11 protein-coding genes are annotated in these 15,343 nt (G+C 75.4%); 7 read left to right on the top strand and 4 right to left on the bottom strand.

Going from position 1 to position 15,343, the window contains the following annotated elements; genetic code table 11:
• Positions 1-88 precede the first annotated feature (88 nt).
• The 3 genes from ACWFNE_RS13650 to ACWFNE_RS13640 all read left to right on the top strand — a co-directional run bounded on the left by ACWFNE_RS13650 (position 89) and on the right by ACWFNE_RS13640 (position 7,811).
• Positions 89-1,336 carry an MFS transporter gene (locus ACWFNE_RS13650; protein ID WP_452122977.1) on the top strand — a complete coding sequence of 416 codons (1,248 nt, stop codon included), beginning with the start codon at positions 89-91 and terminating at the stop codon, positions 1,334-1,336.
• 373 nt (positions 1,337-1,709) lie between these two features.
• Positions 1,710-6,650 (top strand): beta strand repeat-containing protein, encoded by a 4,941-nt coding sequence (locus tag ACWFNE_RS13645; protein ID WP_452122976.1) that lies wholly within the window; start codon positions 1,710-1,712, stop codon positions 6,648-6,650.
• Between the two features lie 150 nt (positions 6,651-6,800).
• The gene (locus ACWFNE_RS13640; protein WP_452122975.1) at positions 6,801-7,811 is read left to right on the top strand and encodes a phosphotransferase family protein; all 1,011 of its coding nucleotides are present in this window, start codon (positions 6,801-6,803) and stop codon (positions 7,809-7,811) included.
• Positions 7,812-7,837: 26 nt separating this feature from the next.
• Here ACWFNE_RS13640 and ACWFNE_RS13635 read toward each other — a convergent pair whose 3' ends face one another.
• Complete coding sequence (locus ACWFNE_RS13635; RefSeq protein ID WP_452122974.1) at positions 7,838-8,542, bottom strand: FadR/GntR family transcriptional regulator; 705 nt, start codon at positions 8,540-8,542, stop codon at positions 7,838-7,840.
• A 184-nt stretch (positions 8,543-8,726) separates the two neighbouring features.
• Between ACWFNE_RS13635 and ACWFNE_RS13630 the strand changes: the two genes are divergently transcribed.
• The 3 genes from ACWFNE_RS13630 to ACWFNE_RS13620 all read left to right on the top strand — a co-directional run bounded on the left by ACWFNE_RS13630 (position 8,727) and on the right by ACWFNE_RS13620 (position 10,499).
• A complete protein-coding gene (locus ACWFNE_RS13630; RefSeq protein ID WP_452122973.1) occupies positions 8,727-9,251 on the top strand; it encodes a gluconokinase in 525 nt (174 codons plus the stop codon).
• A 217-nt stretch (positions 9,252-9,468) separates the two neighbouring features.
• Positions 9,469-9,834 (top strand): hypothetical protein, encoded by a 366-nt coding sequence (locus ACWFNE_RS13625; protein ID WP_452122972.1) that lies wholly within the window; start codon positions 9,469-9,471, stop codon positions 9,832-9,834.
• A gap of 11 nt (positions 9,835-9,845) precedes the next feature.
• Entirely contained in the window at positions 9,846-10,499 is a 654-nt protein-coding gene (locus tag ACWFNE_RS13620; protein WP_452122971.1) for a hypothetical protein, read from the top strand.
• Positions 10,500-10,582: 83 nt separating this feature from the next.
• Here the strand turns inward: ACWFNE_RS13620 and ACWFNE_RS13615 are convergent, their stop codons facing one another.
• The 3 genes from ACWFNE_RS13615 to ACWFNE_RS13605 all read right to left on the bottom strand — a co-directional run bounded on the left by ACWFNE_RS13615 (position 10,583) and on the right by ACWFNE_RS13605 (position 14,070).
• Positions 10,583-11,026 carry a YtxH domain-containing protein gene (locus ACWFNE_RS13615; protein ID WP_452122970.1) on the bottom strand — a complete coding sequence of 148 codons (444 nt, stop codon included), beginning with the start codon at positions 11,024-11,026 and terminating at the stop codon, positions 10,583-10,585.
• Between the two features lie 93 nt (positions 11,027-11,119).
• Complete coding sequence (locus ACWFNE_RS13610; RefSeq protein ID WP_452122969.1) at positions 11,120-12,703, bottom strand: family 20 glycosylhydrolase; 1,584 nt, start codon at positions 12,701-12,703, stop codon at positions 11,120-11,122.
• 101 nt (positions 12,704-12,804) lie between these two features.
• Positions 12,805-14,070, bottom strand: a complete 1,266-nt coding sequence (locus ACWFNE_RS13605; RefSeq protein ID WP_452122968.1) for an N-acetylglucosamine-6-phosphate deacetylase — start codon at positions 14,068-14,070, stop codon at positions 12,805-12,807.
• Between the two features lie 45 nt (positions 14,071-14,115).
• On the opposite strand from ACWFNE_RS13605, the gene ACWFNE_RS13600 reads away from it, so the two are divergent.
• Positions 14,116-15,270 (top strand): ROK family transcriptional regulator, encoded by a 1,155-nt coding sequence (locus ACWFNE_RS13600; RefSeq protein WP_452122967.1) that lies wholly within the window; start codon positions 14,116-14,118, stop codon positions 15,268-15,270.
• The last annotated feature ends 73 nt before the right edge of the window (positions 15,271-15,343 follow it).

The following is a 15,343-nucleotide window of genomic DNA, read 5'->3' as shown; positions in this document are numbered from 1 at the left end:
CCGCACCTCGGGGCAGGCCCGTCGTGACGCCGACCACATGGTCGGATTTCCGTCGGGCGGCGTCGGACCCCGGTGCGACACTGGAAGGGTGCTCCGCCCCTACCGTGACATCCTGTCGCGGCCGGGCGCACTGGCGTTCTCCGCGTCGGGTCTGCTCGCACGCCTCCCCATGTCGATGGCCGGGATCGGCATCGTCCTGCTGGTCGAGGCGCTGTACGACTCGTACGCGCTCGCCGGTCGCGTCTCGGCCGTCTACGTCCTGACCCAGGCCCTCTGCTCCCCCCGCCTCGCGCGGCTCGTCGACGGCCACGGCCAGGCCCGGGTCATGCGGCCCGCGATCGCCGTCGCGTCGGTCGGGCTCGTCGGCCTCACCGTGGCGGCGGCCCTGCACGCCCCGACACCCTGGCTCTACGCGACGGCGGTGCTCACCGGCGCGACGATCGGCTCGTTCGGCGCGCTCGTCCGCGCCCGCTGGAACCACCTCGTCCGCTCGCCGCGCGAGCTGCACTCGGCGTACTCGCTCGAGTCCGCGGCCGACGAGCTCGTCTTCATCGTCGGGCCCGTGCTCGCCACGACCCTCGCGGCCGGCGTCACGCCCACCGCCGCGCTCGTCGTGGCGGTCGCCGGCATGGTCGTCGGCGGCTACTGGTTCCTCGGCCTGCGTGCGTCCGAGCCGCCGCCCAACCCGCCCGTCGTCGGGGCGCCGCGCACCCGTTCCGTGATGCGCTCGGGCGGCATGGTCGTGCTCGCCGTCGTGTTCGTCGGCATGGGCACCGTCTTCGGGGCGACCGACGTCTCGACCGTCGCGTTCGCCGAGGAGAACGGCCGCCCCGACCTCGCGGGCGTCGTCCTCGCGGTGTTCGCCGCCGGCTCCCTGATCTCGGGGCTGCTCTACGGCGCGCGGCACTGGGTCATGCCGCTGTGGAAGCGGTTCGCGCTGGGCATGGTCGCGCTCGGCATCGGGGCGTCGCTGTTCGTGCTCGTGACGTCGATGACGGTGCTGGCCGTCGTGATGTTCGTCGCGGGCTTCGCGATCGCGCCGACGATCATCAACGGCAACGGGCTCGTGCAGCACTTCGTCGCGCGCGAGCGGATCACCGAGGGCCTGACCATCGTCGGGACGACCCTCGGGGTGGGCGTGTCCGTCGGGGCGTCCCTCGCGGGGCTCGCCATCGACGCGAGCGGCTCGCACGGCGGGTTCCTCGTGGTCGTCGGCGGGGCGGGCCTCATGGTCCTGGCGACCGCGGTCTCGCTGCGCACGCTGCGCGCGGGCACCGCGGACCTCGGCACGGGGGTCGACGACCCCACGCTCACCCGCGAGGACGCCACGGGCTGACCCCGCGCGCCGCCGCCGTCGCACCGCTGCGCGGACGGCCCGTCGCACCGTTGCGCTGGCGGCCCGTCGCACCGCCGCGCTGGCGGCCCGTCGCGCCGCTGCGCCGAACGGGTGTACTCGTCCCCCTCTCGGACGCGCTGTGACGCAGCACACACCGCCGGTCCGGACCGCCCGCGCAGCGGGATTCCCGACCATGCGGACGGCATCCGCGCAGGTCAGCGCGCCGCCGAGCCGCCGCGTCGGCCGCCCGGGCCGCTCCTGCCGCCGGGGAGCCGGCCGTCACCGGGACGAGCGAGCCCGCGAGGGGCTCAAGGACCCCGGGCGAAGCGGTCGATACGTGCATGTCGACCGTCGCGCTGAGTGGAGATCCTTCATGTTCGTCCGCCTCCGGGCTGCCCTGACCGGCACCTCCCCCTCGCCGCAGCGCCGCGCCGTGCGCCGCTCCCGCGTCGCCGTCGTGGTGATGAGCCTCGTGCTCGCGCCGCTGACCGTGCTCGGCGGCGCCTCCCCGGCGCAGGCCGCGCCGATCCGCGACTTCACGCCGGTCTTCTCCGCGAACACCAACGGCGAGATCCTCGTCGCGGCGAACACGCTCATGACGTGCAGCACCGCGGGCGGCGCGATCGGCGCGGGCTCGTGCGTCACGGCGCGCGCAGCGACGAGCGGCAACTACAGCAACAACGACTACACGATGCGGTACGTCGACGTGGACACGAACGCGGCGACGGTCAACTCGTCGTCCGCGACGCTCACCCTCCCGCCCGGGGGCGGCGTCCTGTTCGCGGCGCTCGTCTGGGGCGGACGCACGCGCGGCACCGTCGCCGCCGGCAACAACCCGGCGCTGCGCGATCAGGCGGTCCTCACCGTGCCCGGCGGGACGCCCACCGCGGTGACCGCCCGCGCGGCCGACGTGGCCGTCGCCCCGGCCGACGCGAACGGCACCGCCTACCAGTCGTGGGTCGACGTCACCGACGTCGTCGCGGCCGCGGGCGGCGGGACCTACACGCTCGGCAACGTGCAGTCCGCCGCGGGCGTCACGAACAACTACGCGGGCTGGTCGCTCGTCGTGGCCGTCGCCGACCCGTCCGCCCCCGCGCGCAACCTCACGGTGTTCACGGGCCTCGCGTCGGTCGCGAACGGCGACCCGCTCCCGACGTTCACGGTCAGCGGCTTCCTCACGCCGCCGAGCGGCCCCGTCCGCACGACCGTCGGCGCCGTGTCCTACGAGGGCGACATGGGCCTCACCGGTGACACGTTCACGCTCAACACCACCCCGATCTCGAACGCGCTCAACCCGTCGACCAACGTCTTCAACTCCACGATCAGCGACCGTGGCGCCCAGGTGGTGGGACGCACCCCGGCGCTCGCGAACCAGCTCGGCTTCGACGCCGACCTGTTCAGCGCCAACGGCGTCCTGCCGAACAGCGCCACGAGCGCGCGCATCTCGCTCACGACGACGAGCGAGCAGTACTTCCCGGGCGTCGTGACGTTCTCGACCGAGCTGTACGACCCCAAGCTCCTCGGCACCAAGACCGTGGTCGACGACGACGGCGGCCAGGTCCTGCTCGGCGACACCCTCACGTACACGGTCCCCGTGGAGAACATCGGCCTCGACACCGCGTCCGTCAGCCGCTTCTTCGACGCGATCCCGACGGGCACGTCCTACGTCCCGGGCTCCCTCACGGTGGACGGCGTGCCGCTCACCGACGCCGCGGGCGACGACCTCGGGGAGTACGTGCCCGCCGGTGCACTCGGCCAGGGCCACGTCCTCGCGTACCTCGGTGCGGGCGCCACGCCGGCGCAGGGCGGGTCCATCCCGATGTCGACCGGGTCCGCGCAGCACCTCGTGACGTTCCGGGTCCGGGTCGGCGCCGACGCGACGAACGGCCAGCGCCTCGTCAACGCCGCCGCGCTGACGTACCGCGGGCACACGACCGACGCGTCGTCCTCCTCGGCCACGAACGCGGTCCTCAGCCCCGTCGTCACGACCCCCGTCGCGGGCAACACCCCGCCGACCGCGTCGTCGCACATCGTCTCGCTGACCCCGGCGCCGGGCGCCCGCACGCTCGACGTCGACGTCCTCGCCGGCGACTCGGACCCCGACGGGGACGCGCTGCGCGTCGTCGGGGTGACCGACGCCGCGGGCGGCGAGCTGACCGTCGCCCCGGACGGCACGGTCACGTACGCGCCGCGCGACGACTTCGCCGGCCGTGACGTCTTCACCTACACGATCGAGGACACCGCCGGGAACCGCGCGACCGCCGTCGTGCAGGTCGAGGTCGTCAACACGGCCCCCGACGCGGTCGACGACGCGGCCGGCGTGCTCGCGTCGACCACGACCGCGGTCGCGGTGCTCGCCAACGACACCGACGCCAACGGCGACACCCTCGCCGTGCGCTCCGTGAGCCCCACGAGCACGCGCGGCGGCACCGTCGCGCTCGTGGGCGGCGAGGTCCGGTACACCCCGCCCGCCGGCTTCCGCGGGACCGACTCCTTCACGTACGTGGTCGAAGACCCGCGCGGCGGCTCCGACACGGCGACCGTCACCCTGACGGTGACGAACAACGCGCCCGTCGCGAACGACGACACCTACACGGTCGCGGCCGGCGCGAACGTGTCGCTCGCGCTCGGCACGAACGACACCGACGCCGAGGGCGACGTGCTCACGGCGACGCTCGTGACGGGTCCCAGCCACGGCACCGTGACCCTGAACGCCGACGGGACGGGCACGTACACGCCCGCCGCCGGGTACACGGGTCCCGACTCCTTCCAGTACCGCGTGACCGACGCCCTGGGTGCGACGAGCGCACCGGCGACCGTGCAGATCGCGGTGAACGGTGCGCCGGTCGCGGTCGACGACACCGCCTCGACGGCGACGGACACCGCGGTCGACATCGACGTCCTCGGCGACGACACCGACCCGAACGCCGACGCGCTCGCGGTCACGGCGGTCACGGCGCCCGGTCACGGGACGGCGGTCCTGCGGCCCGACGGCAGCGTCCGGTACACCCCGGCGACCGGCTACGCGGGCACGGACACGTTCGACTACACCGTCTCCGACGGGACGCTCACGGCCACCGGGACGGTCACCGTCACGGTCGCGAACGCCGCGCCCGTCGCCCACCCGGACGCCGTCGGCACCGCGACCGGCACCCCGGCGACCGGCGTCGTGGTCCTCGCCAACGACACCGACGCGAACATCCCCGGCACCACCCAGACCCTCCGGGTCACGGGCGCGACCGCGAACAGCGGCGCGACCGTCGCGGTCAACACGGGAGACAGCACGCTGACCGTGACCCCGGCCCCCGGGTTCGCCGGGACCATCACCGTCACGTACACCGTCGCCGACAGCGTGGGTGCCACGGCCACCGGTGAGCTGACCGTCACGGTCAGCAACGCGCTGCCGACCGCGGCACCCGACGGCCCGGTCGTCACGGCGACGAGCACCTCCGTGCTCGTCGACGTGCTGGCGAACGACACCGACGCCAACGGCGACACCCTGACCCTCGTGCCGGGCCTGCTCGGCACCCCGGTCGACGCCGGCGGCACGACGCGCGGGACGGTCCGGATCGAGGACGGCCAGGTCCGCTACACCCCGCCGGCCGGCTTCAGCGGGACGGTCACGTTCGACTACACCGTGACCGACCCCGACGGCGGCACCTCGTCCTCGACCGTCACGGTCACGGTCGCGAACGCCGCCCCGGTCGCCGTCGACGACGTCGCGCCCGCGGCATCCGGCACGGCGGTCGACATCGACGTGCTCGCGAACGACACCGACGCCAACGGCACCGCGCTCACGGTCACCGCGGTGACGCAGCCGGCGCACGGCACCGTCGAGCGGGTGGACGGCCTGGTGCGCTACACGCCGGCGCCCGGCTGGGCGGGGACCGACACGTTCACCTACACGGCCGGCGACGGCTCGCTCACGGACACCGCGACCGTCACGGTCACGGTCGCCAACGCGGCCCCGGTCGCGGACGACGAGACGGCCACCACGCCGACCGGCACCCCGGTCACGGTCGACGTGCTCACGGGCGACACCGACCCGAACATCCCCGGCACGACCCAGACCCTGACGGTCACGGGCGTGACCGCGAGCACCGGCGCGACCGCCACGACGGACGGCCGGAACGTCACGGTCACCCCGGCGCCCGGCTTCGCCGGGACCGTCACCGCCGTGTACACCGTCTCCGACGGCGCGGGCGGCACCGACACCGGGACCCTGACGGTCACGGTCGAGAACGCCGCCCCGGTCGCGGTCGACGACACCGCCACGACGCGGTCCGGCACCCCGGCGGCCCGGATCGTGGTCCTGGCCAACGACACCGACGCGAACATCCCCGGCACCACCCAGACCCTGACGGTCACGGGTGCGGTCGCGGTCGCCGACGCGACCGTCACGGTGAACAGCGACAGCACGCTGACCGTCACGCCGGCTCCCGGGTTCGCCGGGACGGTCACCGTCACCTACACCGTCTCCGACGGTGCGGGCGGCACCGACACCGGGACCCTGACGGTCGCGGTCGACAACGCCGCCCCGGTCGCGGTCGACGACTCCGCGACCACGCCGTACGGCACGGCCGTCGAGGTCCGGCCCGTGGCGAACGACACGGACCCGGACGGCGACACCCTCGTGCTGGTGCCCGGCAGCGTCTCGGCACCCGTCGACGCGGGCGGCACCACGCGCGGCTCCGTCACGGTCGCCGGCGACGTCCTCACGTACACGCCGCCCGCCGGGTTCAGCGGTGAGGTGACCTTCACCTACGAGGTCACCGACGGCACGGCGCCGCGGAGCGCGACGGTCACGGTGACCGTCAGCCCGGCCGCCCCGGTCGCGAGCCCCGACTCGGGGGTCGTCCGTGGCGACGGTGCGGTGCGCATCGACGTCCTCGGCAACGACACCGACCCCGACGGCGGCACGCTGACGCTCGTCTCGGTCACGCAGCCCGCGCACGGGTCCGTGGCGATCGTCGGCGACGAGGTCGTGTACACCCCGGAGCCCGGGTACACCGGCACCGTGAGCTTCACGTACACGCTCAGCGACGGCCAGGGCGGCACGTCGACCGCCACGGTCACGCTGGACGTCGAGGGCACGGTCCCGTCGGCACCGGCGCCCGTCGTCCCGGTGGCCCCGGCCCCGACCGCCCCGGCGCCGGTCACGACGCCCGGCGGCGGCACGGCCTCGGGCTCCGGCTCGCTCGCCGCCACCGGCGCGGACGCCGGGCTGCTCGCGACGCTCGCGTCGCTCCTGCTGGCCGCGGGTGGTGCGCTCGTCGGGCTCACCCGCCGCCGGCGCCGCGGACGGCACGCGTAGCACCCGCAGCACGGCGACGGCCCCGGACCCCCACGGTCCGGGGCCGTCGCCGTCCCGCCACCGGTCGCCGGGCGTCGGTCGCCGGTCGCCGGTCGCCGGTCGCCGGGCGTCGGTCGCCGGTCGCCGGTCGCCGGTCGCTAGGGTCGGCGGGTGCTCGACGAGACCGCCGACGTGCGCGACGACGCCGTCCCCCCGCAGACCGTCCACGACCTCGCGCGCGTGCTCGCGCCGCTCGGGGTGCCGGCCGACGTGCAGCTCCTCACCGGGGGCACGTTCGCGACGACGTACCGCGTCACGCTGACAGGCGGCACGCGCGTCGTCGTGAAGACCGCGCCGACCGGGACCGACCGGCTGCTGCGCTACGAGCACGACCTCGTGCGCACCGAGGCCGAGGTGTACGGGCTCGCCGCCGACCGGCCGGACCTGCTCATGCCCCGCGTGCTGCTCACGGACTTCTCCCGGACGGTGCTGCCGAGCGACGTCGTGGTCGTGAGCCACCTCGACGGGGTCCCGCTCGTCGACCTCGGCGAGACTCCCGCCGCCGTGGGGGCACGCGTCGACCACGAGCTCGGCGCGTTCATGGCCCGGCTGCACACCGTGACGGGGGACCGCTTCGGGTACCTCAACGCGGGGTCCGGGCTGACGGCGCCCACGTGGCCCGAGGCGTTCGGCCTCATGCTCGGGGCGCTGCTCGACGACGCGGCCCGCTGGGGGACGCCGGTGCCCGACGCGGAGGTCCGCGCCGCGCTGACCCGGCACACCGACGCGCTCGCCGAGGTCACGGCCCCGGTGCTCGTCCACGGTGACCTGTGGGCGGGCAACCTGTTCGTCGAGCCCGCGACCGGGGAGCTCGTCGGGGTCATCGACACCGAGCGCTCGCTGTGGGGCGACCCGCTGTACGAGCTGGTCGGCGCGGACCAGATGGGCGTGCGGACGGCCCCGCCGGCGCTGCTCGCGGGCTACGCCGGCGCCGGTGGCGCGCTCGCGCTGGGCACCGCGGCGGGACGGACGCGGCTGCAGCTCTACCGGCTGTACCTCAGCCTCGTGCTCGTCATCGAGATCGCCCCGCGCGCGTACACGGGCGACTGGCTCGCGCCGCACCGGGCGACCGCGGAGCGGCTCGTGCGCGAGGCGCTGGACGTGCTGCTCGGGCGGGACTGAGCGCCGCGCCGGCGAGCCCCCCGGGGTCAGCCCGGGAGGTCGTCGAGCACGCTCAGCGCGTCGCGGACCTCGGCCATGATCGCGGTCATGGCCCGCTCGGCCTCGGCCGGGTCGCCGTCGTGCACCGCGCGCGCCACCGCCTCGTGGGCCTCGAGCGCCTCGGGACGGACGATGTCCGGCATGAGCCCGTGCCGGGTCCGCCCGGCGAGCACCTCGGTCACCACGCCCGTGAGCGCGGCGAACATCTCGTTGCGGCTCGCCCGCAGCAATAGCCCGTGGAACTCGACGTCGAGGTCGAGGAACACCTCGCGGGCGCCGTCCTCGCCGTGCGCGCGCATCCGGGCGGCGAGGTCGACGATCCGGGCGCGGTCCCCGTCGGTCGCGTAGCGGGCGGCGGCGCCGGCGGCCACCGGCTCGACGGCGGCACGCAGCTCGGTGAGGGAGCGCAGCTGGGCCTCGCGCTCGCTGCCCTGGAGACGCCAGCGGATGACGCGCGGGTCGAAGACGTCCCACTCGACGACGGGCCGGACGACGAGCCCGACGCGCCGCTTGGACGTGACGAGCTGCATGGACTCCAGGAGGCGCATGGTCTCGCGCGCGACGGTGCGGGAGACGCCGAACCGTCGCTGGATCCGGTCGAGCGTGATGATCGCGCCGGGCTGGATGACACCGCCGGTGATCTCCTGGCCCAGGGCGTCGAGCACCGAGCTGTGCAGCACCTCGGCGCCCACCCTCGCTCACCTGCCCCTTCGCACGGTGCCGGCCGGGATCGAGCGCCCGCGCCGGTGGGCCCTCGCGGCCCGGCGAGAGAGTACCGTGCACGCCCGACACGTACATTGGTATCATCTTTCATGAACCGGCTTCGGGTGCGAGGATGGCGCCAGGGCCGACGACGACGTCAAGGAGCGCACACGCATGACTGAGATCCAGCACCTCGTGGTCATGGGGGTCTCCGGATCGGGCAAGACGACCGTCGCGCGCCTCCTCGCGGAGCGCCTGGGCTGGCCGTTCGCCGAGGCCGACGACCACCACCCCGCGGCGAACGTCGCCAAGATGGCCGCCGGGACCCCGCTCGTCGACGAGGACCGCTGGCCGTGGCTGCGGATCATGCGCGACTGGCTCAGCGAGCAGGCCGCCGCGGGCCGCTCGACCGTCATCACCTGCTCCGCGCTCAAGGAGGTCTACCGCGACGTGCTCCGCGAGGCCGACGGCCGGGTGCGCTTCGTGCACCTCGCCGCCGCCCCCGAGGTGATCGGCGGCCGGCTCGAGCACCGCAGCGGGCACTTCATGCCGCCGTCGCTGCTCCCCTCGCAGCTCAGCACGCTCGAGCCGCTCACCGAGCACGAGGACGGCGTGAGCATCGCGGTCGACGCCCCGCCCGAGGAGATCGCCGACGCGGCGCTGCGCGGGCTCGGGCTCGACGCGCCCGCGCGCGCCTGACACCGACGCCTCCCGGGCGACCGACACCCGCGCGACCCGCACCCGCGCGACCGGCACCGAGCGTCTGGCACCGAGCGTCTGGCACCGAGCGCCTGGCACCCGGGCACCGGGCGCTCGGTGCCGCGCGCGGAGCCCGTCCGCGCGTCCGTGGGCTCGACCCGGGGTGGCGCAGCGCGCCCACCCTGCCCGCGCGCGACAGCCGACCTACCCTGACCGCATGGTTCCGCACGACGAGGTCTGGCAGCTGCACCACGGCGACCGCGTCGTCGCCTCGCTGCACGTGACCGAGGCGGACTTCCCGTGGCTGCGCGCCCGCGTCGAGCCGGCCGCCGGCTTCGACGACCTCGCCCCGCTCCTCGCGGAGGAGGCACGGCTCGCGGACGCGCTCGACGACGAGGTCAGCGCCGCGTGGGAGGCCGCGCACGACCGCCTCCGCGCCGCCACCCGGCTCACCCGGCCCGACGGTCGCGACGTCCCCGAGTACCTGCTCCACGTGGACGGCTCGGAGGCGTGGTGGCGGTGCAGCGACGAGCCCGTCGACGCGTCGCGCGATCAGCCCCGGGGTGTCGCCCCCGGCCGCTAGCCTGCACGGCCATGGGCTTCTTCCGCCGCCGTCCCTCCCCCGAGCAGGTCCGTGCACGTCAGGACGAGGGGATCGCGGCATTCTGGGCGTGGTGGGTCGCCGAGGGTCGTGCGCAGGCCGCCGCGACGTTCGACGCGGAGGACGCCGACGCCGTCCGGCGGCTCGGGCCCGTGCTCGCCGAGCGCCTCCAGGCCGTCGACCCCGACCTGGCGTTCGAGACCGGGTCCGGGCGCACCGCGCGTCACGTCCTCGTCGTCACCGCCGCCGGGAACCCGGAGCTGCGCGACGTCGCACGGCGGTGGCTCGACGCGGCGCCGGCCCCCGACGACGCGTTCGAGTACGACGACTTCCGGCGGCCCGTCGCGGACCCGTCCGGCGTCGCGATCGGCCTCGGCGAGCACCGCTCCGTCGACCTCGCGTCCGCGACCGTCGTGACCGTCGTCGAGGGCCGCACGGTGCACGTACAGGTCAGCCACCCCGAGTTCGCGTCGCTGCCCGACGACGCGCAGGGGCAGGTCACGTTCCTGCTGCTCGACGCCCTGCTGGGCGAGGAGGCCGTCGAGCGCTGGGTCGGCGAGGTCGCGTGGACGGCCGGCCACGGCGTGCCGCCGGCGCCGCTGCTCGACCTGCCGGAGGTCGTCGGCCGGCTCCGCGGGTCGGAGTGACGCGGCGCCCACCCGAGCAGACGACGAGGCGCCCGGTCACGTGACCGGGCGCCTCGTCGGGCCGCGTGGGCGGCGGTGGTGCGTCAGTACCCGCGTGTCGGCTCGTCGTGCGTGCCGCGCGAGTCGGGCGTCGTGAAGTCGTCACTCGACGGGCTGCCGGTCGTCCCGACCGTGCCCGAGACGTCGCCGGCCCACTGCGTGCCGGAGGGCGAGTCGGCGGAGTAGGTGACGTCGTCGGCGGACGTGCCGTGGCCCGTGGACGAGTCGTTGCCCTTGGAGCCGGTGAGCCCCGAGCTCGCGACGGCACCCTTGACCGCGGTCGCCGCCTTGTCGACGAGCGTCGAGCCCTGCTCCTTGGCGAACTGCGTCGCCTGCGACTCGATCGTGCTCACCTTGGACTGCACGCGCGGGTCGTTCCAGAGGTGGTTCGCCTTGGCCTTGATGACCTCGAACTGCTGGCGGCCGGCGCGCGTGCCGAGCACGTACCCGACGCCAGCGCCGACAAGGAACACTGCCTTGTTCTTCATGTGCCGTCCTCCGTCTGCCTGGGGGGAGCGGACGTCTCCCGAAGAGCCGAGCCTAGGGAGACCTGTCCGTTTCCGCCTCTCAGGAGGGCGCCGTCACCACGGGACCTGCGGCGAGCGGTACCAGCGCAGCCCCGCGCGGTCCCAGGACCCGGCGAGGTGCCGGACGCGCACCGCGAAGTCCGCCCACGAGCGCCGGTCGTCGGGCGTCCACGCGACCTCGGCGACCGCCGCGAGCCTCGGCAGGAGCAGGGAGAACAGGTCGTCGGGCGTGCGGACCGTCTCGGTCCAGATCGCGGCCTCGATCCCGACGACGCTGCTCTCGGGGACACCGGGGACGACCGCGAGCGGGTCCCAGTCGTAGGAGTCGCGCAGCTCGACGTGGCCGGCCCACTCGAGGCCGATCGGGGTGCTCGCGTCGTACTTCAGGTCGAGGTAGACCTTGCTCGCGGGCGAGAGCAGCAGCAGCGCGCCGGCCTCGACCGCCGGGCGGACGAGCTCCGCGCCGTCGCGCTCGTCCCACAGCTGCACGACCGTCCCCGGCGTCAGCGTCGCCTTCGCGACCTCCTGCCAGCCCACGACCGTCTTGCCCTGGCCCTCGACGATGCGCGCGGCGGTCTCGACGAGCTGCGCGTACTCGGCGCGCTCCATCGTGTGCACCTCGTCGCCGCCGACGTGCACGTACGGGCCGGGCGTCATGGCGGCGACGTCGGTCAGGACGTCACGGAGGAACGGCTCGGTCGTCGGGAGGTCGGCGTGCAGGCGGCTGAAGCCGACCTCGATCCCGGTGTACGCGTCGGCCGGCTCGCCGGACGGGGTGAGCTCGCCGAGCGCGTGCAGCGCCGCGTTGACGTGCCCGGGCAGGTCGATCTCCGGGACGACGGTGATGCCGCGGGCGCGCGCGTAGGCGGTGAGCTCGGCGAGGTCGTCGACCGTGTAGTACCCGCCGGGGTCGTCGCCGACGGCCGTCTTGCTCGACACGTCCACGAGCTGCGGGCGCGACGGCACGTCGAGGCGCCAGCCCTGGTCGTCGGTCAGGTGCAGGTGCAGCACGTTGAGGCGCAGGCTCGCCATGACGTCGACGACCGTGCGCAGCACCTCGGGGCCGAAGAAGTGCCGGGCGACGTCGACGCTGAGCCCGCGCCAGCCGAAGCGCGGGGCGTCGACGACGACGGCGGCGGGCAGGCGCACGGTGCGCGGCGCGTCGGCCGGTCCGGCACCCGGCCGGGCACCGGCTCCCGGTGCGGCGTCGGTGCCGGGCGCGGCGTCCGCGTCCGTGTCCGCGCCTGCGTGCGCGTCGCGGTCCCGCTGCACGAGCTGCTCCAGCACCGTCGCGGCGTGCAGCAGGCCGTCGACCGCGAGCGCGCTGAGCGTGACCCGGCGCTCGGTGACCTCGACCCGGTACGCGCCGACGGCACGCTCGGGGGTGAGGTCCGCGTCCGGCAGGCCGAGCGCCGCGGCGTCGTCGACGAGCCGCAGCACGACGGTGTCGGGCTCGTCGGCGCCGTTCGCCGTGACGGGGACCGCGAAGCCGGCGAGCCGGGACAGGCGGTGCGCGACGGCCGCCGCGACCTCGGGGTGCGGGCCGGCGACGACGCGTGTGCGGGGGCCGAGCACGTAGCCGGGACCGTCGGTGGTCGTCGCGCTCAGGGGGGCTGGCACCAGGGGCAGGTCGGTCATCCGGCGGTCTCCTCGGTCGGGGGCGTGCTCGGGTTCGTGCGGGCGGTCGGCCGTCGGTCGTGGTGCGCGCGGCAGGACGCCCTGCATGCCGGCGGGTCGGGTCAGGCGCGAGCCGCGTCGGCGTCGTGCCGGGCGTCGAGGTCCGCGTCGACCCACGTCCCCGCGCGCAGCACGCGCACCGGCACGAGGTCGTCGTCGACCACGAGCACGTCGGCGCGGCGCCCGGCCTCGAGCGCCCCGACGTCACGCCGGCCGAGCACCGTGGCGGGCGTCGTCGCGGCGGCGTGCACGGCGTGGGCGAGCGGCACCCCGGCGGCGACGGTCGCGCGCACGACGTCGACGAGGTGCGCCGTCCCGCCGGCGATCGCGCCGCCCTCCGCGAGTCGGGCGACGCCGTCGGTCACGGCGACGTCGAGCGTGCCGAGCCGGTAGGACCCGTCGGGCATCCCGGCGGCGGCCATCGCGTCGGTGACGAGCGCGATCGCGGTGGGCCCGACGAGGTCGAACACCGCGGCGACGGTCGCGCCGGCGAGGTGGGTGCCGTCGGCGACGAGCTCGACGACGGCGTCCCCGCGCGCGGCGGCGGCGAGGCACGCGGCGACGGGGCCGGGGTCGCGGTGGTGCAGCGGGCGCATGCCGTTGAACAGGTGCGTCACGGTGGGGCGGCCGGAGCGGCTGGCGACGGCCGCGAGCGCGCGGACGGACTGCGCGACGCCCTCGGCGGCGACCTCGGCGGACGCGTCGGTGTGCCCGATCGACGGGACCGCGCCGACCTCGGCGAGGGTCTCGACGACGCCGCCCTCCCCCAGCACGCCGGGGACCTCGGGGGCGACCGTCATGGTGAGCAGGTGCCCGCGACCGACGCGCGCGACCTCCCGCACGAGCCGTGAGCGGCCGTCGAGCATGAGCGCGGGGTCCTGCGCGCCGCAGCGGGCGCTCGACAGGAACGGTCCCTCGAGGTGGATGCCGGCGATCTCCCCGGCGTCGGCGAGGTCGGCGAGCGTCGCGGTGCGTTCGAGGAGCGTGGCCTCGGCGGCGGTGACGAGGGACGCGACGAGCGTGGTGGTGCCGTGCCTCAGGTGCTCGCGCACGGCGGCGCGGGCCTCGTCGGGCGTGGTCGCGTCGGGGAAGCTCGCGCCGCCGCCGCCGTGGCAGTGCAGGTCGACGAGGCCGGGGAGCAGGGTGCGGGGCCGCTCGTCGCGCGGGGGGACGTCGACCCCGGCGGGGGCACCGGACACCGGCCCGACCCACGCGAGGTGCTGGCCCTCGACCACCACGAGCGCGTCGTCGAGGACCAGCTCCGGGGTCACGACGCGGCCGCGGATGACGGTCGTGTGAAGCGCAGGTCTCGATGTGATCTCGGCCACTCGAGGATCTTGACACACCCTTGTTAGGAAGGTCTACTAACAAATGTGACGACGCGCACCCTCCGCCCCACGGACAAGGTCCTCCCGGAGCACGGACGCGCCCACAACCGGGCCATGCTGCTCCAGCACCTCTTCCACGAGGGCCCCGGTTCGCGGGCCGACCTCGCCCGGGCGACCGGCCTCACGCGCGTCACCGTCTCCGACCTCATCGCCTCGCTCATGGCGGAGAAGCTCGTCGAGGAGCTCGGCCTCAGCCCCGAGGCCAAGGTCGGCAAGCCCGCGATCCTCGTCGGGCTCCGCACCGAGGCGTTCCAGATCGTCGCGCTCGACCTCACCGACGACGAGCACATGCACGGCGCCGTCCTCGACCTGTCCGGCACGCTCGTCGAGCGCCGCTCCGCCCCCGTCGCCGGGCGCACCGGAGCCGCCGCGGTCGACGCGCTGCTCGCGTTCGCCCGTGAGCTCGCCGCCACCGCGACGTGCCCCGTGCTCGGCGTCGGCGTCGGCTCCCCCGGCGTCGTCGACGACGAGGGCGTCGTGCTCCAGGCACCCAACCGCGAGTGGTTCGACGTGCCGCTCGCCGCGACCCTCAGCGCCGGGCTCGGCCTGCCCGTGCACGTCGCGAACGACGCCAACGCCGCCGTCCTCGGCGAGTTCACCTACGGCGGCGCGTCCGGCGAGGGTCTCCTCGTGCTCACCGTCGGCCAGGGCGTCGGCGCGGGCATCGTGCTCGACGGCGCCCTCGTCCAGGGCCACCGGCACGCCGCCGGCGAGCTCGGCCACGTCACCGTCGTCGACGACCGCGACGACCACGGCACCGCCCCCCTCGGCCGCGCCGCGCACTGCGCGTGCGGACGCCGGGGCTGCCTCGAGACCGTGCTGTCGGTGCCGGCCCTGCGCCGGCGCGTCGCGGACCTCGACCCCGAAGCCACCGACGCCGCCCTGGCGTCGGTCGGCCGGCGCCTGGGCATCGCCCTCGCACCGGTCGTGAGTGCGCTGAACCTCTCCGAGGTTGTTCTCAGCGGCCCCCCCGAGCTCCTGGACGGCCCCCTGCGCGACAGCGCGCTGGCGACCCTGCAGGAGCGCACCATCCCGGTCATCAGCAGCGACCTCCAGCTGCGGATGACCCCGCTAGGCGAGGACGGCACCCTCCTCGGGGCCGCCGTCCTCGTGCTGTCGGGACAGCTCGGGTTCAGCTGACGAACCCGAGCTGCCCGCCCTGCAGTCGAGAGCTACCGACCAGCGAGAGCGACCGGCAAGACGGTGCGGCCAC

It is taken from the genome of Cellulomonas sp. NPDC055163, from assembly GCF_053607065.1.
Note: the sequence above shows the minus strand (reverse complement) of the source record. Positions and strands in the feature narration are given on the sequence as shown.